This is a genomic window from Rothia sp. HMSC065G12 (genome assembly GCF_001811455.1).
GTDB lineage: Bacteria > Actinomycetota > Actinomycetes > Actinomycetales > Micrococcaceae > Rothia > Rothia dentocariosa.
Genome location: NZ_KV804813.1, coordinates 65,239 through 88,050, shown reverse-complemented (window position 1 = coordinate 88,050; position 22,812 = coordinate 65,239). Strand labels below are relative to the sequence as shown.

The 22,812-nt window shown below is 54.0% G+C and carries 20 protein-coding genes and 1 riboswitch; of the genes, 7 read left to right on the top strand and 13 right to left on the bottom strand.

Annotation, left to right across the window (positions count from 1 at the left end; genetic code table 11):
• Positions 1–98: 98 nt before the first annotated feature.
• Positions 99–662, bottom strand: a complete 564-nt coding sequence (purN, locus tag HMPREF2804_RS03415) for a phosphoribosylglycinamide formyltransferase (protein ID WP_070450797.1) — start codon at positions 660–662, stop codon at positions 99–101.
• Positions 663–861: 199 nt separating this feature from the next.
• Between purN and HMPREF2804_RS03410 the strand changes: the two genes are divergently transcribed.
• Positions 862–1,344, top strand: coding sequence for a hypothetical protein (locus HMPREF2804_RS03410; RefSeq protein ID WP_246822677.1), 483 nt, complete (start codon positions 862–864; stop codon positions 1,342–1,344).
• 133 nt (positions 1,345–1,477) lie between these two features.
• On the opposite strand, the gene HMPREF2804_RS03405 is transcribed toward HMPREF2804_RS03410, so the two are convergent.
• From HMPREF2804_RS03405 to HMPREF2804_RS03395, 3 genes are all read right to left on the bottom strand, one after another.
• Complete coding sequence (locus HMPREF2804_RS03405) at positions 1,478–3,553, bottom strand: cell division protein PerM (RefSeq protein ID WP_246822678.1); 2,076 nt, start codon at positions 3,551–3,553, stop codon at positions 1,478–1,480.
• A gap of 291 nt (positions 3,554–3,844) precedes the next feature.
• Complete coding sequence (locus HMPREF2804_RS03400; protein WP_070627307.1) at positions 3,845–4,279, bottom strand: PIN domain-containing protein; 435 nt, start codon at positions 4,277–4,279, stop codon at positions 3,845–3,847.
• A 4-nt stretch (positions 4,280–4,283) separates the two neighbouring features.
• On the bottom strand, positions 4,284–4,562 hold the full coding sequence (locus HMPREF2804_RS03395) for a nuclease PIN (protein WP_238382392.1): 279 nt from the start codon (positions 4,560–4,562) through the stop codon (positions 4,284–4,286).
• A riboswitch (SAM riboswitch) is annotated at positions 4,541–4,669 on the bottom strand. Its footprint overlaps the gene before it by 22 nt.
• 264 nt (positions 4,670–4,933) lie before the next feature.
• On the opposite strand from HMPREF2804_RS03395, the gene HMPREF2804_RS03390 reads away from it, so the two are divergent.
• Genes HMPREF2804_RS03390 through HMPREF2804_RS03375 form a run of 5 tightly spaced genes read left to right on the top strand, consistent with a single transcriptional unit; the run spans position 4,934 to position 9,920 of the window.
• Positions 4,934–5,260, top strand: a complete 327-nt coding sequence (locus HMPREF2804_RS03390) for a hypothetical protein (protein ID WP_070627431.1) — start codon at positions 4,934–4,936, stop codon at positions 5,258–5,260.
• 22 nt (positions 5,261–5,282) lie between these two features.
• Positions 5,283–5,609, top strand: coding sequence for a hypothetical protein (locus HMPREF2804_RS03385; protein ID WP_070627305.1), 327 nt, complete (start codon positions 5,283–5,285; stop codon positions 5,607–5,609).
• Positions 5,610–5,632: 23 nt separating this feature from the next.
• A complete protein-coding gene (locus HMPREF2804_RS03380; RefSeq protein ID WP_070627303.1) occupies positions 5,633–5,920 on the top strand; it encodes a hypothetical protein in 288 nt (95 codons plus the stop codon).
• A 44-nt stretch (positions 5,921–5,964) separates the two neighbouring features.
• The gene (locus HMPREF2804_RS11265) at positions 5,965–7,260 is read left to right on the top strand and encodes an SWIM zinc finger family protein (RefSeq protein WP_246824115.1); all 1,296 of its coding nucleotides are present in this window, start codon (positions 5,965–5,967) and stop codon (positions 7,258–7,260) included.
• Positions 7,227–9,920: a DEAD/DEAH box helicase gene (locus HMPREF2804_RS03375; RefSeq protein WP_246824114.1), complete on the top strand. Its 2,694-nt coding sequence runs from the start codon at positions 7,227–7,229 to the stop codon at positions 9,918–9,920. The genes HMPREF2804_RS11265 and HMPREF2804_RS03375 overlap by 34 nt, the downstream gene beginning before the upstream one ends.
• 76 nt (positions 9,921–9,996) lie before the next feature.
• On the opposite strand, the gene HMPREF2804_RS03370 is transcribed toward HMPREF2804_RS03375, so the two are convergent.
• The 8 genes from HMPREF2804_RS03370 to HMPREF2804_RS03335 form a co-directional block, all read right to left on the bottom strand.
• Complete coding sequence (locus HMPREF2804_RS03370) at positions 9,997–10,602, bottom strand: response regulator transcription factor (RefSeq protein WP_004006035.1); 606 nt, start codon at positions 10,600–10,602, stop codon at positions 9,997–9,999.
• 4 nt (positions 10,603–10,606) lie between these two features.
• Positions 10,607–11,674 (bottom strand): sensor histidine kinase, encoded by a 1,068-nt coding sequence (locus HMPREF2804_RS03365; protein WP_070627301.1) that lies wholly within the window; start codon positions 11,672–11,674, stop codon positions 10,607–10,609.
• A gap of 24 nt (positions 11,675–11,698) precedes the next feature.
• Positions 11,699–12,958 (bottom strand): SagB family peptide dehydrogenase, encoded by a 1,260-nt coding sequence (locus HMPREF2804_RS03360; protein ID WP_070627299.1) that lies wholly within the window; start codon positions 12,956–12,958, stop codon positions 11,699–11,701.
• A gap of 13 nt (positions 12,959–12,971) precedes the next feature.
• Positions 12,972–15,227: a YcaO-like family protein gene (locus tag HMPREF2804_RS03355; RefSeq protein WP_070627298.1), complete on the bottom strand. Its 2,256-nt coding sequence runs from the start codon at positions 15,225–15,227 to the stop codon at positions 12,972–12,974.
• A gap of 9 nt (positions 15,228–15,236) precedes the next feature.
• Positions 15,237–16,076 (bottom strand): ABC transporter permease, encoded by an 840-nt coding sequence (locus tag HMPREF2804_RS03350; RefSeq protein WP_070536268.1) that lies wholly within the window; start codon positions 16,074–16,076, stop codon positions 15,237–15,239.
• 13 nt (positions 16,077–16,089) lie between these two features.
• Positions 16,090–17,046 (bottom strand): ABC transporter ATP-binding protein, encoded by a 957-nt coding sequence (locus HMPREF2804_RS03345; protein ID WP_070627296.1) that lies wholly within the window; start codon positions 17,044–17,046, stop codon positions 16,090–16,092.
• Positions 17,033–18,259: a cytochrome P450 gene (locus tag HMPREF2804_RS03340; RefSeq protein WP_083296720.1), complete on the bottom strand. Its 1,227-nt coding sequence runs from the start codon at positions 18,257–18,259 to the stop codon at positions 17,033–17,035. Before HMPREF2804_RS03340 ends, HMPREF2804_RS03345 begins: the two co-directional genes overlap by 14 nt.
• A gap of 191 nt (positions 18,260–18,450) precedes the next feature.
• Complete coding sequence (locus HMPREF2804_RS03335) at positions 18,451–18,765, bottom strand: hypothetical protein (RefSeq protein ID WP_141745423.1); 315 nt, start codon at positions 18,763–18,765, stop codon at positions 18,451–18,453.
• A gap of 376 nt (positions 18,766–19,141) precedes the next feature.
• Between HMPREF2804_RS03335 and HMPREF2804_RS03330 the strand changes: the two genes are divergently transcribed.
• The gene (locus HMPREF2804_RS03330) at positions 19,142–19,969 is read left to right on the top strand and encodes an aldo/keto reductase (protein ID WP_070536271.1); all 828 of its coding nucleotides are present in this window, start codon (positions 19,142–19,144) and stop codon (positions 19,967–19,969) included.
• A gap of 214 nt (positions 19,970–20,183) precedes the next feature.
• Here HMPREF2804_RS03330 and HMPREF2804_RS03325 read toward each other — a convergent pair whose 3' ends face one another.
• Entirely contained in the window at positions 20,184–22,619 is a 2,436-nt protein-coding gene (locus HMPREF2804_RS03325) for a Tex family protein (RefSeq protein ID WP_070627294.1), read from the bottom strand.
• Positions 22,620–22,812: the final 193 nt, after the last annotated feature.

The window sequence follows — 22,812 nt, the reverse complement described above, 5'->3', positions numbered from 1 at the left end:
CTCCGTTGCTTCTTGCTCGGTGAATGGGTGGTACCCCGTGGCGGGGTATTGATACTGCCCGCATGCACCAGGATGCGGCGCCGTGCGGGCAGGAAGTTCTAGGGGTTTTGAGTTTTGGGGAGGGCAGCAAATTCTGCGAGGATCCGCACCAAGAGCTGACGTTCTTGCACCTTGATGCGCTCATGCAGGCTTTCTTCGGTGTCACCGTCCTCGACGGGCACCGCGGCCTGGGCGATAATCGTGCCGGTATCGACCCCGGAATCCACGAAATGAACCGTCAACCCGGTGATTTTAACGCCGTGGGCGAGCGCATCCCGCACACCGTGTGCCCCGGGGAATGAGGGCAGCAACGCGGGGTGAGTGTTGATAATCCGGTTCTCGAAGCGGGCGACCAGCTGCGCATCCACAATGCGCATGAACCCGGCGAATACAACGTAATCGGGGGTGTAGGAGGCGATTTTCTCTTCGAGAGCGCGGTTCCATTGCTCGCGGTCAGCATAGTCTGCCGGTTCGATCAGAAAGGTTTCAACCCCGGCTGCGGCGGCTCGATCAAGACCGGTGCAGGGCTTATCTGCGCCTACGGCGGCGATCTCTGCGTTCAGCTCGCCAGCCTTTACGGAGTCGAGAATAGCTTGCAGGTTAGTACCGGACCCGGAGACCATTATCACAATTCGCACAGCAATAGTTTATCGCATCACATAGCGGCTGGGTAGCACCTATGCCACGGGCACCGCACCAGAAATTCTTGTAGTTAAGCCAATTCCGAAACGATAAGCTGGCGGCCCTCGCCCAGTCTAGATTTTCAGGGTTTCACGGTGATTCTCATGCCCGCAGACCGCCGCAGGGAGGTACCCTTAACCTATGTCAAATATGCCCCCGTCTTACCCCCAAGTGCCGCCGCAGCAGCCGATACCGCCTGCGCCGAAGCGTCCGCAGCTCACCCCTAAGGAGCGCCGCCGCAAGCTGATGCGCAGTTTATGGCTGTTGCTTGCGGGTTCTATGCTGACCCTATCGGGAACCCCCTTCTTGCTGAGTCCCTTCCCCCTGTTTCTTCTGCTTTTTGTCTTGGTACTTCTGGGGATTGGGCTGACCATTATGGCGATAGTGCGCAATGCCCAAGGGCGGGGACCGTGGATTCTCTACGTTGCCGCTGGACTAAGCCTTCTTTTTGCGGGGTGGACGCTTCTTTCGGGGCTTGTCATGGCGTTGAACCCGGATGCGCAAAACTATCGGCAATGTTACTCCCACGCCCTGACGGATACCGATGTGAAGCAGTGTCAAGAGTCCTTCGACCGTACAGTGCGCGCCAATACTTCTGTGTCGATTGGCGAACCTGCTCCTTAATTTCTTCTTGGGGGAGCTTTTCAAATAATTGTGCCGAGTGAATCTTAAGGATTCACTCGGCACAATTGCTATATTCCGCTGTGCTCCCAGCCCTCTAGGTGTTCCCGATATATCACCATATAGGGCGCGAAAGTTATTTCTTCCTCTTCTTATGCGAGGAATCCTGCCCCGTGGAGGGCCCTTCCTCCGAAGATTCGTCCTTGGTCGGCTCAGAGGCTCCGAAGATAACAGCCATCGCCTGAGTGGGCGTGAGCTGACGCTTCTCCTGAACGGTAGTCTCGTGAGACTGCGCCGAACCTTCCGTATTCTCCTGATCGGATGCGGGCGATGCGGCAACCGGGCGCGGCACACCAAAACGTTTATACCCGGACTCGTGAAACTCCACTGACGAAGGGGCTTTCTGCGGCCCAGACTCCCCTGTACGAGCGCTCTGCTCTCGTGTTTCCCGCTCGACCTTAGTATCACCGCCATTACCCGAGGTTTCGGGGCGCGGAACGCGGTTAAAGACCGGCTTCCCCGGGGCTTTCTCACGCTTACCGGGCTTGACCGTGCGCGGCGCGTCCTCGGTACCCCCACCGGATTTCTCAGAGGTATCAAGTTCCACGGTGGGTTCATCCGCTCCCGACAGCTCGATGGTTTGTTCGTCAGATGCCGCATCCTTCGAGTCTGCAGCTTCGGCAGAACTATCCTCACGCAAGGATTCTTGCTCCGTTTTGATACCTAAACTATGCGCTCGCTGTGCTTCTTCTTGCTCAGCAAATTTATTGAGTTCTGCACGGCGGGCGTGCACCTGTTTGACTCGTTCGCGCCGCTGCTGAGCCCGCTCACGCGCCTGCTCTTCACGTTCTTGTGCCTCGCGTTCCTGCTCATCGTTCCTGAGCTGTTCACGCTCTGCCCGCGCCGCGCGACGCTGCTGCAGCATCTCGCTCATGCGACTGCCCAGATTGGGACGTTCATCGGCAAAACGCGGCAGCTCACGACTGCTGTCGGGAAGAAGCACATGGCACAGCAGGTTACCCAACGCGGTACCCGCACCCAGGGTTATTGCGGTCGCCACGGCGAAAGCTGCGGGCGATGCGCCTACCTCGGTAAAACGCCCCACACCCAACGATCCGCTGGAAATCCAACCCAAAATATAAGCCCACACGCCGCAGAGCACACCCACCAGCGAACCCAACACGAGCGAAGAAAGCGGCAGCGCAATCACCCGGTAACGTACCTTCATGGTGATCCACTCCTCCACGTGGTCTTCACCTTCACGCAAGAACCACCAACCGGCAACGGCTCCGGCGCCCAGCGAAACCGCCAGACCCGCATACCCTATCCAGCCCAGGCTCTCAGGGATAGCACCCAGCACCGGAAAGAGCGGAAGATCGCCCATCGTCGTCTGCGACCAACCCACATGTGTATCCACGCCGAACGCAAACCCGGCGCCGGTAGTCCACGACATCGCGTAGATCACCAAGTTCGGAAGGTAACCAAGCTGCAGCAGGGTCACGGCGAGCGCCCCCACCGGCCCGGCGTGAAGTTCCTGGTAAATTGTTGCGATTTGCGACCAACGCATCATCATGGCAACCACCAGCACCAGAGCACCGCCCATAATGAGCGAGAAAATCGCCACCATGGAGGCACGCACAATCGACCACACATAGGAGCTCGCCCATCGCGAGTACTGGCTCATCTGCGAAATCTGTTCGGCGGTGTTCACGCCCACCATACGGGCGAGCGAACGCGATTCATAGTAGCCGCCCCAGATCAACCCGACCAGCACCACTATCTGCGGAATCAACGCCGCACCAACAATACCCAGCAGATGCCGTTCGGTACTCGCCCACGCAAAGGCGACGGCAGCAAAAATACCGTAGGCAGCGCACCCTAATAGTACGGGCTTGAAGAATTCCCCCTCATAGGATGCGCGCGCCAGTTTTCGCCCAGACCTAAAGCATAAGAGCACCGGAATAATGCTCAGCCCCATGGGTACCAGTGTGAGCATGCCGTGCGGCAGAATAATGCCGAAAGCATTCGGAATATTCAGCGGCACACCGTGCATGAGCAGCCACAGGTGGGAGGCAAGAGTTGCGAGTGCGGGAAAATCCATGCGGTTAAAACCGTTGGTAAACCACACCGCCATGAGCAGAACGAGCACAAGCCCGAAAGAAAGCGCGGCGGTAAAAACTAATTCAACGATGCCCTGCAGCCAGAGTGGCATAGGGGCAGAATACCGGGATGTAGAAGAGCTACTTTTCATCGTTCTTCCATCATGCCATGAAACCTGTCAGCGCGTGTGAGCCTGCTGGGCTTTCGGGGAAATAGTTCCGGTTAAATGGCGGCTAACCTTCGTTAACCGCTCACCGTGAACATAGGGGTTACACGAACGTTACTGATGCGCTCTCACCGATGCGGCAGCGCGTACAGCTAACTGTGCCGAGCATTTCTCACGGCTTTCTCGAACACGCAGGTACTTCCCCGGCGCTTACGGTGAAAATACTGTGCGGAAGATTTAGTCTTCAATCCACGGATTCACCGCGGGCACGCCCCAGGACCGGTACACCTCAGCCTTTGAAGAAACAATTTCGAGGTCGTGAGCTTGGGCGCTCGCCGCCATCAGACCTTCGAGGGCGGCGGTGGGCAGGGGCTCGGCATCTTTACGTCCGTGACTGTGGATGCCGCGCGGGGCGCTGCGTCCCGCCCATTCGAGGCTTACGCGGGCATCCACGTTGATGATGTGGTCGGCGAATCTGTCGAGAAGTTCGGCAATCCAACGGTCGGTCTCTGGGTAGGGGTAGAGTCCTTTGAGCTCGCCTACACTCAATACCGAAATGTAGAGGTGTTTATAGGCGCGGCGGCGCAGAAAGGCAACAACTTTGGAATCTGGTGTAGCTTTACGAATCTCGGCGAGAACATCCGAGTCGAGAAGCAGTCCTGAGGCGCTCATACCCCTATGCTACGCGCAGACCGGCATATTCGACGGCAGGAATACCCTCGGGGTTGGGAAGAAGCAGAAAATTGAGGAATTCGTCGCGCTTAGAAGAAATACGTGCGTAGTCCTGAATACTTACTGCCTGGTAACCGCCGCGTGCGGGCACAGATGCGGCACGCAGATTTTCCTGATAAGAGCGTGCAGGAGTAAGGGGGGATGCTGGAGATGAAGAGCTGTTGTACATTGACAACCATGCGCCGAATGCGCGTTCCTTTCGCGTTGCTCTTGCCTGTACCAAGTGCCACCTGAGGCGGCGAATACAAACCGCTTCGTCATCCGAGCCACCCGTGAACATGGGGTTGGCGTTCGACCATAGTCGGAGCTTATCAGTCGAAACTCTTGAAGCTGAATCCAGGTTACAACAGCTTTCAGGAATCTGTAAACGTGCGAACCCGTCAAACTCTTGTGATTTACATAACGCGATTATGAATGCATACCTGTATATAGCCGCCTCATGGCGGCGTAGTGTGAAGTTTTGGGTCTTCAGAGCAGGTCTACACATTCGAGAAGAATCACGGCACACTGGGTAATGTACAGAAATTTATCTTGCCTCTGATATATCACCATGTCACGCCTGCTTTACGCTTCCGGAAAGAAAGAGTGATAACTGTGAAAAAGACTGTACAGATCATGGGGATAGTGGCCGCAATTTTTCTGATCATTGGGTTTGGCTTGTTCATCCTGGCAGGCTGGGGCTCACTCGTGGAGTATCATGCCCTCGAATGGAGGGGTGTACAGCATAAAGGAGCAAGTCCCCTAACGCGAGCAACCGGCAACCTCAGCTACTGGTTCTTAGGCACCGGCTTTCTTACTGGCTTTATCGCCTTGATTCCGTTCTTCACCACGGCGGTCAGGAACTCCCGCAAGACGCACAAAAAGCATCCTGTACAGGTTCAAAACCTCTTGGAAGAAGGTCAGAACCAGATCGATTTATAGAGCCAGTATCTAAGGAGCGCTCATGAAAAAAGCTATCTACATAGTTGGAGCAGTAGCCGCAGTACTTCTGGTTATCGGGTTTGGATTGCTCATCCTAGCCGGCTGGGGTTCACTCGTGGAATACCACGCCTTCGAGTGGAGGGGTGTCGATCCCGCAGGAGCAAGTCCGCTCGTCATGGCGACTAATAATCTGAGCCTATGGTTCCTAGGCATTGGTTTCCTCACCGGCATTATCACCTTTATTCTGCTCTTCACAACGGCGACCAAGAAGGCACGCAAGGCACAAAATAAGCATGTTGAGCAGAATAAAACACCCTTGGCAAAAGAACGGGACCAGATGAATCCATAAAGTCAGTTACTCAAGGGGAAAGCATGAAAACTGCACGTATGGTCGGGGCAATAGCTGCACTACTCCTCATTCTCGGTATTGGATTGTTCATCCTAGCCGGCGGGGGATCAGTCGTTGAGTACCATGCCTTCGAGTGGAGGGGCGTCCAGCCCAAGGGGTCGAGTCCTCTCACACAGGCAGCCGCTACCCTCGCCATGAGTGTCTTATGCGTTGGCTTCCTCACCGGCATTATCACTTTTATTATGTTCTTCACAATATCCATCAAAAATACATGTAAAAAACGCTCAGCGCATCATGGACAGACCTCATAACGAATTACCGCGCGATTCTTTGACACCCTTGAGATAATGGAACGGTGAGCGCGCCAAACCCTTTCCCCGATATCCCCGTCACCGTTGCGCAGATTATTCGGCAGGCGGGGCATAAGGCATACCAGCGCGGGCTTGCTTATGCCCGTCAGCGTGAAGTGGTGCGATACACCTACGACGAAGACGAAAATACGCTGGAAGGTCTGGTGAACGGGAGTACCCCTATCCCCTATGAGGTAGGTATTCGCTTCTTCCCGGGTTCGGACGCCGATTCCAATCTTTTCAACGCACGATGCACATGCCCGGTCGCCGCCGACTGCAAGCACGCCGTCGCCCTCATGCTCACTGCACTCGACCGTGCCAAAACCGCGCGGAAAGCCCTCGACAATACGCCCGGCGGCCGCATCCGCCAGTCTATGAACCCGGAGAGCCCAGAAGATACCGCGCGACAGGTTGCGGAGGCAGCCGACGATCCCCTGGCGGCGTTGCGCGCATCCGGGGCGATTCGTTCGGCAAGCTCGCTCACCACCGATCCCAAACCTCTCCCCCTGAACGACCACGAGAATACGCATTCTTCGCCCTCGAAAATTTCGGTGTGGCGGCGCGATATGGCGCAAGTTCTCGCTGCCCGGGGCGAAGCATCCGGTATTGATTCGGCACGGGTTCCGGGGGCGCTCGACCTTTCCTTCAGCATTTCGGGTTCATATGCGCGCGGGCGCAATATTCCCGGTGCAACCCCGCCTATCAACCTGCTGGCGCGACCGCTGATGCAGTCCAAAACCGGGCGCTGGATCAAGGGCGGACTCAGCTGGGAGACCTTCGCGTCCAGCGTTGGTGGGCCGGTCGGTCGTCACGAAGTGTACCCCGAGCACGAACGGTTCTTCGCTGAAATATACGCTATCGCGCGCCCGTGGCAGAATATGTACTCTTCGCATCGGGACTGGATCTCGCTCACCGCCACGAATTCCACGCTGCTGTGGGATGTTCTAGCGCGCGCAGAGCAGATTGGCCTGCCGATTCTTCTCGAAGGGTTTGAGGTGACTACGGCGGTTCTGCCACCCGCCCAGGTGAGGGTGCATGCCGGAGCTGTTGAGGCCGAGTCCCGACAGAACGCAGAGGCTGCCATGAGCGAAGATTCCGCCCCTGACTTGGCTCTTCATGCCGCCTTGGGGTGGGAAACCCGCGAAGATAACCGGGTGCGGCAGCTCTGGTTTGATGCCGGGCACGCCACCCCATCGGCTCGCCACGCTCGGGGGTTTTCGCGCTCGGTTCTCTTGTGCAGCGTATTTACGAGGAACAGGCGCATCGAGTGCATTGGAAGAGCACGCGCAAGGGCGCCTTAGACGCGCCGCATCGCGATGTTTTTCAGGCTCAATCTTCGCAGCAGGCGGAGGAGAGCGCGGGCGAAAACGAAAATTCTGAAACGCAGACGGGCGGGCTCATTCCCGAGCTTTCACTCGAAAACGCCGCGATGCCGACTATTCCAGACCTGCCGGAAGGTCTTAACCTGGCGTTTATTCCGCTTGCCGAGCCTTTGGACGCAGTCGCAGAATCGTTGGTATCTCGCGGCGAAATGCGTATTCCGGCGGGCGAGCGCGAGGCTTTTCACCGCGAGTTCTTGCCCACCCTCACGCGGGCCGTCCCATTCCTTACCCCAGACCCGGCTTTGGCGCTGCCGAAGGTTCGTTCGCCCTATTTGGTGTTTGAGGCGCATTTTGATGATGAGATTTCGCATGACGCACTCCTGAATTGGTATTGGGAATACCCGAAGAACCCACTCGATGAAGAAGGCACGGACTCGGGGGTTCGCCGCCTGCCGGCGCTGGGCTTGGGCACAGAACGCGACGAACGTTTTGAGGCGCGGGTGCTGCGCGCAGTACGGTCGGCAACCGCATCCAACCCGGTGTTGGCAGGCGGGTTCGGTGAACGCCGCTCTCAGGGATGGGAAACCCGCGATATTCTCGCCCATGTGTTGCCCGCCCTGCGGTGTATTTCCGGGGTTCGCGTGCGACTGCTCGGTTCCGTGCCTGAGTTTACCGAGGCAACCGACGCCATGATTGAGGTCAAGGTGACCGAGGGTAATTCGCGTGACTGGTTCGGGCTGGGTATCGCTATTAAGGTCAATAACTGGACTGTGCCTTTCGCCCAGGTTTTTGAGGCGCTCGATCGGAATCAAGACCGTATTCTGCTGGGTAACGGCACCTATTTTTCACTCAATCGCCCGGAGTTTTCGGCGTTGAGAACCCTCATTGAGGAGGCTCGCACACTCAACGAGACCGGTGGTGAGCTGCGCATTAACCGGCATCAGGCGGGGCTGTTTTCTGAACTGGAATCGCTCGCTTCGAGTGTGGAAACCGTGGCTTCTTGGGATGCGCAGGTTAAGAGTCTGCTCGCCCTCGTGGAGGCCGCTGACCGGGCGGGTGAGACTGCCGGTTCCGAAGAAGTTTTAGAGAACGAACATTCCGATTCTTTATCTGTTTCTTCCGGCGTATTTTCGGCGAATCACTTGCCCTCTCCCCCGGGTCTTACCGCAGTTCTGCGACCTTATCAGCTTGAGGGTTTCCGCTGGCTCGCGTTCTTGAGGCAGCACCGGCTGGGCGGGATTCTTGCCGACGATATGGGTTTGGGTAAAACCGTGCAGGTGCTCGCTCTGCTTGCCCAAGCGATCGCCGAGCATGAGCAACGCGCCGATCACACCGAGTTTGAGCCTTTCCTCGTGGTTGCGCCAACATCCGTGGTGGGTAACTGGGCGCAGGAGGCCGCACGATTCGTGCCGGGTGCGAAGGTGGTGACTATCACCGAGTCTACGGGCAAAAGCGGCAAGAGCATCGCGGAGCTGGTACAGGGTGCGCATCTGGTGCTCACAAGCTATGCGCTGTTCCGCCTCGACGAGGATGGATACACCGAATTCGGTAACCATGTTCCCAAAAACACAGAGAACGGTGCTTCCCCGCATGCAGGGTGGGGTGCGTTGATTTTAGACGAAGCGCAGTTCGTGAAGAACACGAAAACTCGCGCATGGAAGGTGGCACGTGCCCTAAACGCGCAGGTAAAACTCGCCATTACGGGCACCCCAATGGAGAACAACCTCATGGAGCTTTGGGCGCTCTTGGTGATTGTGGCGGATGGGCTGTTCCCCTCGGCGCGCATGTTCCGCGACCTATATGCGCGCCCCGCCGAGTCCGGTGAAGACCCGCAGGTTATTGAGAAGCTACGCCGCCGGGTTCGTCCTCTGATGCTGCGCCGCACGAAGGATGTGGTCGCCGCCGATCTCCCCGAAAAGAACGATGTGCGGGTAAACGTGCCACTCACGACGGCGCATCGACATATTTACGATATGCATCTGCAGCGCGAGCGGCAAAAGGTGCTCGGGCTTTTAGAAGATATGGATAAGAACCGGTTCACGATTTTCCAGTCGCTCACGCTTCTGCGGCGTCTAGCGCTTGACGCCACGCTTATCGACCCGGACGAATACGCCGGGGTGGCTTCCGCCAAGCTCGAATATTTGGTGGAGCATCTGCCCTCGCTCTTAGGCGACGGGCACCGGGTGCTGGTGTTCAGCCAGTTCACGGGGTATCTGCGCACAATTGCTGAACGGCTGCAGGCTGAAGGCATCGACTATCTGTACTTGGACGGCACGACCCGCAACCGCCCACAGGTTCTGAAAGATTTCGCCGAGGGTGCGGCGCCGGTGTTCCTTATTTCGCTCAAGGCGGGCGGGTTCGGGCTGAACCTGACGGAGGCAGATCACTGTTTCATCATGGATCCGTGGTGGAACCCGGCGGCTGAACAGCAGGCGGTGGACCGCATCCATAGGCTGGGGCAGGAACGCGATGTGCACGTGTACCGGCTGGTGGCTGAGGGCACCATTGAAGAGAAGGTCATGGATTTGAAGGCATCGAAAGCGGCGCTGTTTGATGCGGTCGTCAACGACGGCTCCTTCGCCTCGTCCCGAGTGGATGCGGAACAGATTCGTGAGCTTTTCACCCCGACTGATTCATAACTTTTTCATAACTTTCCCTACTTTCCCTGCTGAAAAGGCTCTTTATAAGCCCACCGCCGCCTTATACGTCGTCAGGTCAAATCCAGCCGTTAGTACGCGCCGTGTGAGCGGCCTCTACACGTGAAGTACAGTGAAGAAGTTGAATGGCTTCAGATAGGTAATTCTTCACAGTACCGTGAGAAAGGTATAGTTCCCGTGCAATTTGATTGACGGTTTTTCCTTCCATAGTCAGTTTTAGAACATCCTGATGTCTGGGTTTGAGTGGATTAGCTGGCAGCGTAGCACCACTAAGAAGCAGTGCAGAATCAACCACTACCTTTCCAGAATGTATATCCCGAATAATGTTTGATACTTCTTCAGCATCTTGATCTTTTGTTATAAAAGCACAAGCACCGCTTTCAAGAGCACGACGAACGTAACCAGGAGATTGAAAAGTTGTCAGAATAGCTATTTTCGTGTTTATGCCTTGCTTCTGAACTTCATCAAGAACATCTAGACCGTTAAGTTTTGGCATTTCAATATCAAGAAGCGCTACATTTGGAATATATGTGACAATACTATCCAGAGCTTCCTGTCCATCTCGACAAACACACACAATTTCCAAATCTTCTTCTTCATCAATGAGACTGGCGAGCGCGCTACCGAACATCGTCTGATCATCAGCTATAAGAACAGTAATCATAATTTTATGCCCCTCCAGTAATGATGTTAGAAGCTGGGATCCTAGCTCTGACTTGGGTTCCACCCTCAGGTGCGGCACCAAGAGTTGTCTCTCCACCTATATGTTGAATGCGGGTATTCATATCTGCTAAACCGGCACCGGTGTTCCGCATAGAACTTTCCTTCAGTCCTATACCATCATCCGCGATAATAAGCATATAGTCACCCGAAGAATGTTGTTTTAGACTCACCCAGCAATTTTTTGCACCGCTATGTTTAAGAACATTGGTGATAGCTTCAAGAAGCACCCAATACAGTGCTGTGAGGGTACTTGGGTTAAGGACCTTGAGAACATTCTGCTGAATATCCATGTGGGCTTGAATACCACGATATGACAGTAATGACGGTACAGCATTGAGTTGATGCGAGAAATCAACTGTATTAAAGCCTTCTACAACGTCGCGTAAATGGGCTATAGAAGAACGCGTCATTTTCTGTATCGCACGCGCTTCATGTGCCACATCTGAATCAAGAGGTTTTAAGGTACGTACCAATTGTTGCAAACGAATATTAATAACTGTTAAATCATGCCCAATAAGATCATGAAGGTTCGCCGCAATCTGGGTCCTAAACTCTGCCTGTAGGTTCTGTTCACGTAACTCTTGGTTCTGTTCAGCAATATAAAGTTCTTCTTGAAGCCGCCGGTGTGATACTCGGCTAATCCGAAGATTCATGAAGAGAAACCCCACGATGGCAACAATAGCCGGATCATGGGAACTGGTATTGATCTCCCAGCTAGGTTCTAAAGTCTGCAAATAGTTAAGAGCCACAACAACTGCCAGGGTTGTAATAGCCGCTATTTTTGTATTCCTTACTCCGGTAACTGCTATAGCACAACATAAAATCCCCACTGGGAGCATAGATTGCTTAATGCCTAGAATACCTACTAAGGAAAAGATAATAATAATGATAGAAACAATACTATGGATCTTCCCTACGGTAGGACGCTGGATTCTGAGGTACCCAATCCAGACCGCAGCAAGCACAAGAGCACACCAAGCCAGAGCGGTCCATATACCGTAAGTATCAAACATGGGTGTAAAACCTTACCGTAGAAGCTAGGAACTCACGAGAATCTCGCCCACAGGAACCAGTCTATCGGATGAAACGCCTGTGAGTGTTTCAAACGCGCGGGCATCACCACCGCCTAAAGGGCATACGTTGAGTGGTATTTCTTCCGCAAGCAGGCAGGCCGTTTGCATCCATGCTCCTACGTGTTTGAGGGTAAGAGAATATGCGACTCCTTCATACGTTGAAGTCACAAGGTCAAAATCAGCAGCTAATAAAACAAGCCCCTGTACATCTTCAGTCTTTAGCCTTGCCGAACTTGCATAGGTACGCAATAGACGCATGTACGCGCTCTGAGTTTTCTCCTCAACAGCCGCAACCTGTTCATACTGACGAGTATGCAGGTTTGCATACCATAGCCCTTGTTCCAGCCCTTCGATATTCTGAGCAATGATGAAGGGGTAAAGCTCGTGAAGAGCGCCACCGCTGGGAAAAGGCAGCCGTGTTATATTTTCACTCTTATGGGAAGTTTCACGCAGGCTTTCTTCCAACAGTGTTGTCAGAGATTCAAGACTTAACGAAGGTTTTTGCGGTATGCGCCGGGATGTTCGTTGTAGAAGCGCCTGATCTAGAAGAAGTTGGTGGCGGCGAGAATCAACTTTGGGGAAGGAAACTTGTCGAAGAGAAGCCAAGCCTTTGAGCAAGGTTGTGTTGTGCTCACGTGTTCGAGTAGCGCCATACCCTCCGGTTGCCGTATCAAACCTGGAACGTCGGTACATAAAATAGTCATGAGGTTCCCAACAGTCCCAAGGACCATATTTATGATGCTGTGCTTCAGGCGCAAAAATCCCTATAAACTCCAGAATTTTATGGGTTACGCCACCCGTCATAGCATCTAACCAGGCTTGGGCATTGAGAGTTATTCGTAAAGGCCGATGCGCTATTTCAAGGCGAGTATTTCCATTCATCCCGTAAATAACAACGCCCGGCGTAAGAGTGCAGTCAGTATGACCAAGCGGATAATTTGCCTCGTCAAGAACAGGTTCCAGCGCGTCTTCAGTCAGCAGGAGCTCAAAGCCAGAAATCTCTATGCTTGCTCCGGTTTCAGGGTTGATAAGACGTTGTATAAGGTTTCTTGACGAGCTCTGCCGAGTCAATATCAGAGCGGCCTGCTGTGCAGATACGTCTAAGTTCTGAGCCCAGTCTTCTAAAGTTCCGAACTTTCCATTGTTTTGAGGATGCGTCTGTTTCAGCTGATATTCACAATGAATCAAAGGTATTTTGTGTGGATTCAGGTGGGTCTTTGTCACGGGGTAACTCCCTCTAGAAGAACATGGAGGTCGGATTGAGGTCAGTTTCTTGGGTGGGCTGGGCAAGCCATCCGCATTGAACCGGCACATCGTAGAGTCGTCCCGTTGCTAAGCGCCTCCACCACGGACGCAGCCCCGGGACTAGAGCACGTACTACAGGAAGCCCAATATACGGACGTGTAAGCTCTTGAAGGTACACAGGTAAACCGACATCTTCCAGACGCGCAATAATACGTTGGGGGTCGGCTTGCTTCCACGGTACATGCTCTACGTTAAGTGCCTGTGGATCAGGTACAAGATGAGGATTATCGGCTAGTTTAGCGTTTTGAAGCCAATGACTAGCAGCATCATCTACCGAAATTTTAAGGAGGTCTAGATCCATACCTTCTGCGGTCCTAAATTGCGCTGGCAGGGCACACATAAACTGCAGAGCCTCTGTTACTGCACGGGTTGCGGCAATTTCAGGGTTAGGATGCGCGCCGAACCCCAGAATGATCTGATCGGACGCATCCCCAGGTTTAGGGGCTACAGCGGCAGCTACAGGAATACCTATGTCTGTTGTGATATCTAGAATCTCTAGGTTGCGGCCAATACTTCGCAGCCATTCTCGGGTACGCTGAATAAAAGGGGTATCCGTAAACTCTGGTGCCATTATCTGGCGGGGAATTTTGTTGTACCACCAAATAGCAACGGCATCGCGCTCAATAAGTTCAAGCAGAGCCTGCGCGGCGGCATCGCCTGGGGTAGAACCGCTTGCGAGACCGTTTGAATCTGAGCGCATCATTTTCTGTCCAAGCGGGCATTTTGCACCTGGCAGCATCGCTCCATGATCAAACATGAACAACGAGTATGCTGCAGGAATCCAGGCAGTTTCATCACATGCGGGCCGCCAAACAGGCATCCAATCAATCTCTGCTGTGGGATCGAATTTTTCTGGAACCCAGTGATATGGATCCTTCACTTGGTTGAGAACATCCCGTTGCTCGTATTGATCCTGAGAGAACTGTGTCAGGGTTCGAGGGTCTAGAGCGTGCTCCCCCAAGTCTTTATAGCTGGTGTGTAAACGGGCTTCAGTGCCGTCAGAGATCGCACTATGACGTTCAATAGCTTCTGCCAAACCGGATACTCGGGCACCTAAATCGGTGGTTCCTTTACCCGAAGAACGACCGCGTAAGCTACGTGTGAATTCTTCAGAGCTACCGTGATTGAGTGCCCAGTTATGTCCCGCCCCATAAACGTGTACCAAGAGTTCTTCGTCCTCTGGTACCAAACGTTTAAGGCTTGAGACGACTCCTGTTACATCAGATACAAGATGTCGATAGGTTTCCCAGGTCTCTCGGGTAGATTTTGCGCGTCCAGCGTCGTTGACGGGATTGAAGCTCAGGTCAATTTTTTTAGCCTGCGCGTCAAGGTTCAACGGTTGAGCTTTAGTAGTCTTGGCACCCGTCATGACGTAGTGCTCCCCTTCAAAGAGACCGTTTTTAAAACGTAAGACTGTACGCTCTGCGGGCTCTGATGTCTTCATTCGCTGAATTGCCAACCAGATAAGTGAGCGCACCACGGAACGCGGAGTTACTGAGGCCGCCCCCATAACATTGTCTAGAAGTTTACCGCCCGAAAGAGCATACTGTGCGTTAACTTGAAGACTATGCTTGAGCTGGTCATAAGGTACGCTCGACGAAGTCCCCAGCACTGGGCTTATGAGAGCATCCGCTCCCTGTAATTGCACTAGGCAGTACAGATGCCCCGCCGCTTCATACTTCCGAGACAGCTTTTCGGCAGCGGGAGAAATCATATCTTCGCAGACAATCACCGCTGGCAAACCCGAATTCACCCTAGGAACTGTGTGCCCATCAATAACTCGTATGCCGTCTTGAGGCGAGGCAGAGAAAGACTCAAGAACTCGGGCACGAGTAACGTCAATAATCTCAATATTTCCCTGCGTAGTATGGTCTGAAAGTTGAGTCTCAGTCATAATAAGCCCGCGATACTGCAGCTGAGCCGCAAGAGCAAACATGAGTGGAAGATCCGCTGCCCAGCGGGGTAAACGCATCATATCTTCCAAGGTTTTCCCGTCAACTTCAGTGATAAATTCAGCCTCACGCCCTTCAAGCAGCACTGTTGTTTCGGGCGAAGAAGCAACAACTGTCGTGCGATTTTCCCGGGTCTGCTGAGTAAAGTGGAATTGTGGGTTCCTTACATATCGTTCAGTTCCTTGGGGATATAGCTCAGCGGTCTCAGAATGGTTATCTAACGATGCGGTTATCATAGTTCTCTCCTAGTGTTGTCGGGGATCCCACCGGAATTTAGTAATCGCAAAAATAAGTGAAACTGCACACCATAAACCGATAACAAGCATCCCTTGAGTACTGATGAACTGAGTTCCTGAAGGGATGGTTAATCCAGTATCACTTACCTGCGCGTGTGCTACATCGAGCCCGAACCACGCGGAACGTAATGCATCCGTTAAGTGCACAAGGGGAAACCATCCTGCGAAGTCTCGTAGCCCAGCTGGGATAGTCCATACAGGTTGGAAGATACCTGAGAGGAACATCAAAACTAGAGCGGGCGGCAGCAGCATAATCTGAGTTGCTTCTGCACTGGGAATAAACGATGCGTACGCAGCACCGATGAGCGAGAGCACCACCGTAGTCAGCAGAATAACCAATACTGTCAATGGAATATTTTTAGGCATAGGCAGGTGATACACCGCCATGCCAAAGACAATAAGGATTAAAGTACACGCTAGGGCAATGATGGATGCAGTCACAATGTAACCAGCGATTACTGCGGCATCCGATGTGCTCCGAAGTCGCAGACGTTTCAGGAGAGAGGTCGAGCGCTGCGCCGCCATATCACCTGCTACACGCACAAATGTACCCATCAGAAGCGTATAACAGCACAAGCCCACAATAGTCCAGCTTGCCATTGTCACATCAACTCCCTGCTGAGCGGGAATATTAGCCTGTCCTGAAGATCCACTGGCGAAGAGCACGATCATCATAATGGGGAAGGCTAAAGTGAAAAAAACACTCCGCATATTACGGATAAAGACGGTCAGCTGCATGGCTATTTGCGCATACAGACTTCGTGTGAAGTTTGAGATTGTGGCACTCACGTAAGTGGCCTTCCTAGTCTGTGCGGGTACTACCTATACCCTGTGGGGCATCCGTAGATCGCACAATGCTGCCGTACGCGTTTTCAAGTGAATAGTCGCTGAGCGCAAAATCAAGGACAGCATCACGATATGCGGATGTTGCAAATAAGTTTTGTAACCCTGTTGGGGACTCTACATCGAATGAAACCGTGGCATCATGAACACGTATATTCTTGTACCCGCTCTGCGAAGAAAGGTCTCCGCCAAGAGCTTGGGCGTTCTGGCAGTCCGAGAGTTCTACCCAGCCTTGCCGTGTGTGACTGTATTCTTTAGCAATATGCGCTGGGGTTCCGCTCGCAACAATCTGCCCGTTAAGGAGAATAGAAAGTTGCTGGCAAAGAGCCGAAACTTCATCAAGATAGTGAGAAGTAAGCAATATGGTAGTACCTGTTTCGGCAAGGTTCTGTATAACCTCCCACACATCTCTACGAGCTAACGGATCAAGTCCAGTTGTGGGTTCGTCAAGAATAAGCAGAGAAGGATTGCCCATCATAGCCAGATACAGGTCAAGTTTGCGCCTTTCGCCACCGGAAAGCTCATGGATTCTGCGATCCGCTAGTTTCTCAAGATCGAAAAACTCAGGCACTGTGTATTCTGTTGCAGACATATAACGCTGCCAGCAGGTGACAGCATCTTTGACTTTGAGTCCAGTCGGGAATGCCGCTTCCTGCATCACAATACCCATATGTGAACGCACAAGGGCAGAGTTGCGATGCGGATCAACGCCGAGGACCTGCACCGTACCGCTTGTAGGTTTAGAAGATCCGGTGCACAAATCTACAAAGGTGCTTTTCCCCGCGCCGTTAGGTCCGAGAATACCGTGAACTGCTCCCCTTTCGACCGCGAGGTTGACGCCTTTAAGCACCTTCACATCACTATAATTTTGGTGAATGTCCTCAGCGATAACGCTGTATTGCTCATATCCCTGCATAAAGATTCTCCCCAGAGATTGAAGGTATAAGGTGTACCGGCATTTGGATCCACGTAGAGTTGATCATCTCCGGTAGTGGTTCAGGATTTTCACCAAGCCGTAAAGTACACGCAGATTCTGCGATTTTATGGGTAACTGCCCCCATGAGAGGACGGGCGATGGGGAATCCGAGGCATGCGTGAGGTCCCATCCCAAAGGTTACTTCTGACGCATGCGGCCTGCCGAGCGTAAACTCATCGTGGTTTGGGAACATTCTGGAATCGTGTTGTGCGGCATGAAGTAAACACACGATTAATTCCCCCGCACGAATGGACGTTCCACCTATTTTGGTATCAACAGTAGCGAGGCGTCCTAACGCTGCGGTAGGCGTGTATAGGCGCAGTGCCTCATCAACCATAGCGATAGAGTTCTCGTAATTTACTGTTTCCCAAAGGTTACGCTGTGTCAGTACGGTCAAAACGTTAGTCATAGCCCATTGCAGGCTCTCATGGGTGATTGAGGCGAGCATACTGACAATTTCGACTGCTGCATCGTGGGGCATACCGTCGTGACGATACTGATGGTAGAACCCTCCTGCACCCATAACGTCTTCGGCGAAGAGCTGATGCGCGTCTGGAGCAGAGAGTTTCCCCTCTCGTTTGCTCGGGACAGTACCCCGTTTTCGGCACCATCGAGAAAGCTCGATAATATCTCCTTCATACCCGATAAGAACACTAATCAGGGATACCGCGAGATCATCACACCACCCTGCAAGATCTAGCTTTTTCGACTGCGTGAGCATCGTGACGGACTGCTCGATAGCATCTCGACAACGTTCGACCGCTTTCTTAGAATTCGCAGCGGTAAAAGGAGTACGTAGCCTTTTGCGCATCTGGCGAAGAGGGGATCCATCCATATGCGCTAAGAACCTTTGCTGAGTTTGAGGAATCTGAAAATCTGCAGGCTCAGGTTTCGCGTAGTGTGCCTGGGACTGCATTTGACTCAAATGTTTTTGTCCCACAGCAGAGAACCTTTGGTCATCATGCAAAACCGTTTTGACACTCTCAAACCGAGTGGCCAACAAAACGCCAGAAATATCTGATGCCCCAATACCCTCAGGAGCGTGGCTCTGCCAGGCTAGAGCACTCGAAATAGGAGATTCGTACCAAGCGGATGTAAAAAGATGCGGGGGTTCAGGCATCTGAACTAATCCGTTGTCATATGTAAAAGTCATAGGAACGGCCACCAATGATTGGCTGAAGCGTTAATAAGCAAAAATCCGACGAGTAACGCTCCACGAAAAACCCAACGACCTGTTGAACGCTTTTTCATGATTTTCCTTCACTGTGTATCCAGAGTGGGAACCAGGCTAGTACTCAAGCTTTAATAGCCTGGTTCCCATCGTTGTTTATAGCCCTTCAGAACTTAGCAAGGGCAGCAGCAGCACCAGCAAATACCGTCTTCAGGGGATTCGGTGGTATCAAGCTCTTCTTCGACTGCGGGAGCGATTGCGATGACGAGTTCTTCCCCGTCATCAACAACCTTGTGGTGCCCCAGAGTTAGGGTTTCATCTTCTACCAGGCGGACCTGAGTTCCTGAGGGAACAACGCCTGCTTCAGCCAAAACCTCGCTGGGATTTGCCACAAGTGCACGGCGGTGAGCGGGGCTACCCGCTGCCGTCCCGAAAGTACGTGCGGCTGCAAGAGCATTGACTTTAGTGGTGACTAGTGCAGTCATCATATTCTCCTTAGAACACCGATTGGATAGAAGCCTTTTCTATCCCGGCTATTCCAGTCTCTCGAAGAAAACTCTTTACAGGCAGTGCCGTAACGTCAGTAAGAATGTATGACTATAGTCATGTGACTTTCTGATCGGCAGAATTCAAATCCCGTTTATCTCTACAGCTCATACTTTTTGTACTTTCTGAATCTAAAAAGGCTCTTTATACGAATAAATCGGGATTCTTCACGCTTTATATAAATCAAGGCTCTTTTTCCGCGCCTGGGAGGGGCTTACCGGTTTCGCGCTGGGCTGGATGCGCCCGTCACCCTAGCGTGCGAGCGCATCCAGGGGTACCGTTGAAAACGTCAGTCCCCATCAACTTTCAGGAGAAGTAATGGTCAAAAACATCACGTTCAATGACGGCAACAGCATCCCTCAGCTTGGGTATGGTGTGTGGCAGATTGAGGATAATGGTGCCGCCGATGCTGTCGGTACGGCTCTCGAAGCAGGTTACCGCCACATCGATACTGCATCCATTTATGGGAACGAGGTTGGGGTAGGTCGCGGTATTGCCGCCAGCTCCGTGCCGCGCGAGGATATTTTTCTCACCACCAAGCTCTGGAACTCGGATCAGGGTTTTGAGAAGGCTATTGCCGCGCTTGATGCATCGCTAGAGCGGCTCGGCACCGATTACGTGGATTTGTATCTGATTCACTGGGCTATGCCGCAGCAGGGTACCTATCTCGAGTCGTGGCGGGCGCTCATTGAGTTGAAAAAGCAAGGTAAGGTGCGTTCGATTGGTGTCTCTAACTTTCCGCAGGCTCAGCTGCGCGAAATTATCGCCGATACCAGCGTGACCCCGGCGATTCACCAGATTGAGCTGCACCCATATTTCTCGCAAGAAGATATGCGCGCGGTGCACAGTGAGTTTGGTATTGTGACTGAGGCTTGGTCGCCGCTCGGTCAGGGTGGCGAGATTCTGAAAGACCCGGTGATCGTTGAGATTGCGGGTAAGCACGGTATCTCTCCGGCGCAGGTTGTGCTCGCCTGGCATCTGGCGAAGGGGATCGTGGCGATTCCGAAGTCGGTTACTCCTGCGCGCATTGCCGAGAACTTTGCGGCCGCTAATGTCACCCTGGATGCGGCAGACATTGCGGCGATTGATGGGCTTACGCGGAAGGATGGTCGCATAGGTCCGGACCCTGAGAATCCTAAATTCTAGGCGCAACGTACCGCGAAGCTTTGCCGTGAGTTGTTGGGGCTCGAAGCCGGAAAATTTTTAACCATATTTCGTGCGGAGGCGGATATACGATAGCGGCGCAGTTCTGACAGCATGACTGGCAAGACCGCCCACGGTCGCAGACATAATGCTGTCAGTTGTTTGAGCACGCATCGTTGTATCCGCCTCCGCCCGGTGAAGCATGCTGCCACCCCTATCAAGAACGTTTATTCGTTTTCTTATGCGCCGTCTCCGAGCGACCCGAGTCGCCCTCATCTAACAGCAGTGAGAGCGAAATACGGCGGCGAGACGCATCCACCTCAACAACCCTCACGGTCACGATATCGCCGTTTCGTACAATATCGTGCGGGTTCGCAACATACTCGCGGCTCATCTGCGAGATATGAATCAGCCCGTCTTGGTGCACTCCGATATCGACGAAGGCACCGAAAGCCGCCACATTCGAGACGGTTCCCTCAAGCACCATCCCAACGGTTACGTCCTCAAAGCGAGAGATATCCTCAGAGAAGTGTGCGGTACGAAATTCGGGGCGCGGGTCACGCCCGGGGCGGCGCAATTCCTCAAAAATATCGCGCACGGTGTATTCGCCGATGCTCCCGTTCACGTAGTCGGCGGGGTCAAGCGCGGTGAGCGGGTCTTCCCCGTCACTGCCGATAAGCCGCCCGGATTGCCAGAGTGCCCCGTGATTCCGCTGCGCATCGGCGATAATACGCCGCGCCACAGGGTACGATTCGGGGTGCACGGCAGAGGCATCCAGCGGTTCGGTACCGTGCAGAATTCGCACGAATCCCGCCGCCTGTTCATAGGCTTTAGCCCCTAACCGAGGCACGTTCAGAAGCTCTTCCCGGGTGGTGAAAGCCCCATGTTCGTCCCGGTACGCCACGATATTTTCGGCAATCGTGCGGTTAAAACCGGCAACACGCGCAAGCAGTGCGGCGGATGCGCTGTTCAGGTGAACCCCCACCGCGTTTACGCAGTCCTCAACCGTATTATCGAGGGCGCGTCTTAAAGCGGTCACGCTAACGTCATGCTGGTACTGCCCCACGCCTAAAGACTGGGGATCAATTTTGACGAGTTCGGCGAGCGGGTCTTGCAGCCGCCGAGCGATCGAGACCGCCCCGCGTACCGTTACGTCAAGATCGGGCAGCTCTTCGCTGGCGAGTTCAGAGGCCGAATATACGGATGCCCCCGCCTCTGATACGGTAACCTTCTGTGCCGCCTTATACCCTTGAGAACGCAGCTTCGCCAGCAGCTCGGCGGCAAGTTTATCGGTCTCACGTGAGGCGGTGCCGTTGCCGATAGCGATAAGTTCCACGCCGTGGGTGAGAACCGCATCCTCAAGGGCAGCGAGCGCATCGGCACGGTCGTATCGAGGCGCGTGCGGGTACACCGTGAAGGTTTTCAGCACGTGCCCGGTGCCGTCAATAACCGCGCATTTCACGCCGTTACGCAGCCCTGGGTCAAGCCCGAGGGTGACTTTTTGCCCGGCGGGCGCGGCAAGCAGAAGGTCGCGCAGGTTCGAGGCGAAAACGGTGATGGCTTCGCGTTCTGCCATCTCGAAGAGGGCGTTGCGTATGCGGTCTGCCAGGCGGGGGTGCAGCCGTTTACGCCATGCGGTGCGCACGGTTGCGGCGAGCCAGCCGAGCACACGGTCTTCGCTGTCGACGGTGTTGAGAACCTGCACGGGTATGCGCAGCGCGGCGGCGACTTCACGCTCGTATCCCGAACGAACGTTCTCGTAATTTTCGGCAAGGGCAAGTGCGGCGGCACGTGCCTCACCGCGGAGTTTGCTCAGGGGCGGAGCTGGTGTGGCACCGTCAATACTGAGCCGCACGATTCCGGCTTCTTTGGCGCGAAGCAGGGCGAGAACCCGGTGCGGACGAATACGCCTGATACTATCGGAGAAGTCGAAATAGTCGGCAAATTTTGCCCCTTCGGCTTCCCGCCCGGCGATAACTCGACTAGAGATCGTTCCGGTGGCAACCATTCTTTCGTGAAGACGTTCGGCGAGCGTTGGGTCGGTGAGTGCCCGGTCGATCAGGATAGCGCGGGCGCCGTCGAGGGCTTCCTCCACCGTTGTAATTCGGGCGTCTTCGGATTTTCCGGTATCTGCCACTTGTTTATCGTCGGTTTCATCCGGTCCGTCCACATAGGCTGCGGCAATATCGTAGACCCCGGCAAGGGGAACTTCGAGCAGGTCTTCAACGAGCGCCTCCAGACCTGCCGCGCGGGCACGCTGCGCCTTGGTAATGCGCTCACTCCGGTAGGGTGTGTAGAGCGCTTCGAGGTCTTGTTTACTGGATGCCGCCCCCACCCCCGTGATGAGCTGTTCGTAGGTGAGCGGATCGATCAGCCCGTCTTCGCGGCGTTGGGCGAGCGAGCTGAGAATATTCTCGCGGCGAGTTTCGAGCGCGCGCAGGGCATCGAGCCGGGTGCTAATAGCACGCAGGTGGGTGTCGGTGAGCGCGCCCGTAGCTTCTTTGCGGTATCGAGCGATAAACGGAACCGAAGACCCGGAGTCGAGCAGGTTTACGGCGGCACGAACACGCGTGGGTTTGAGGTCTAGTTCGTTAGAGAGCATCGTCAGGATGCGGGTGTTCGTAGCTTCGGTGCGCTCGTGTTTTTCGCTCATTCTCTCAGTTTCGCATTCTCGGGTGTGCTGTGCCAGTCTTGTGGGGCGTGCGGCGCAGGGTATGTTGCGCATCGGAGCGTAATAAATTTTACAGCTATGGTCCCGCATCTAGAATAGGTAATAACATCACATCGCTATTTTTCAGATAGTCCGGCGATTGTGCAGAAGTTATGCGCCGGGGCATAGAAGATGA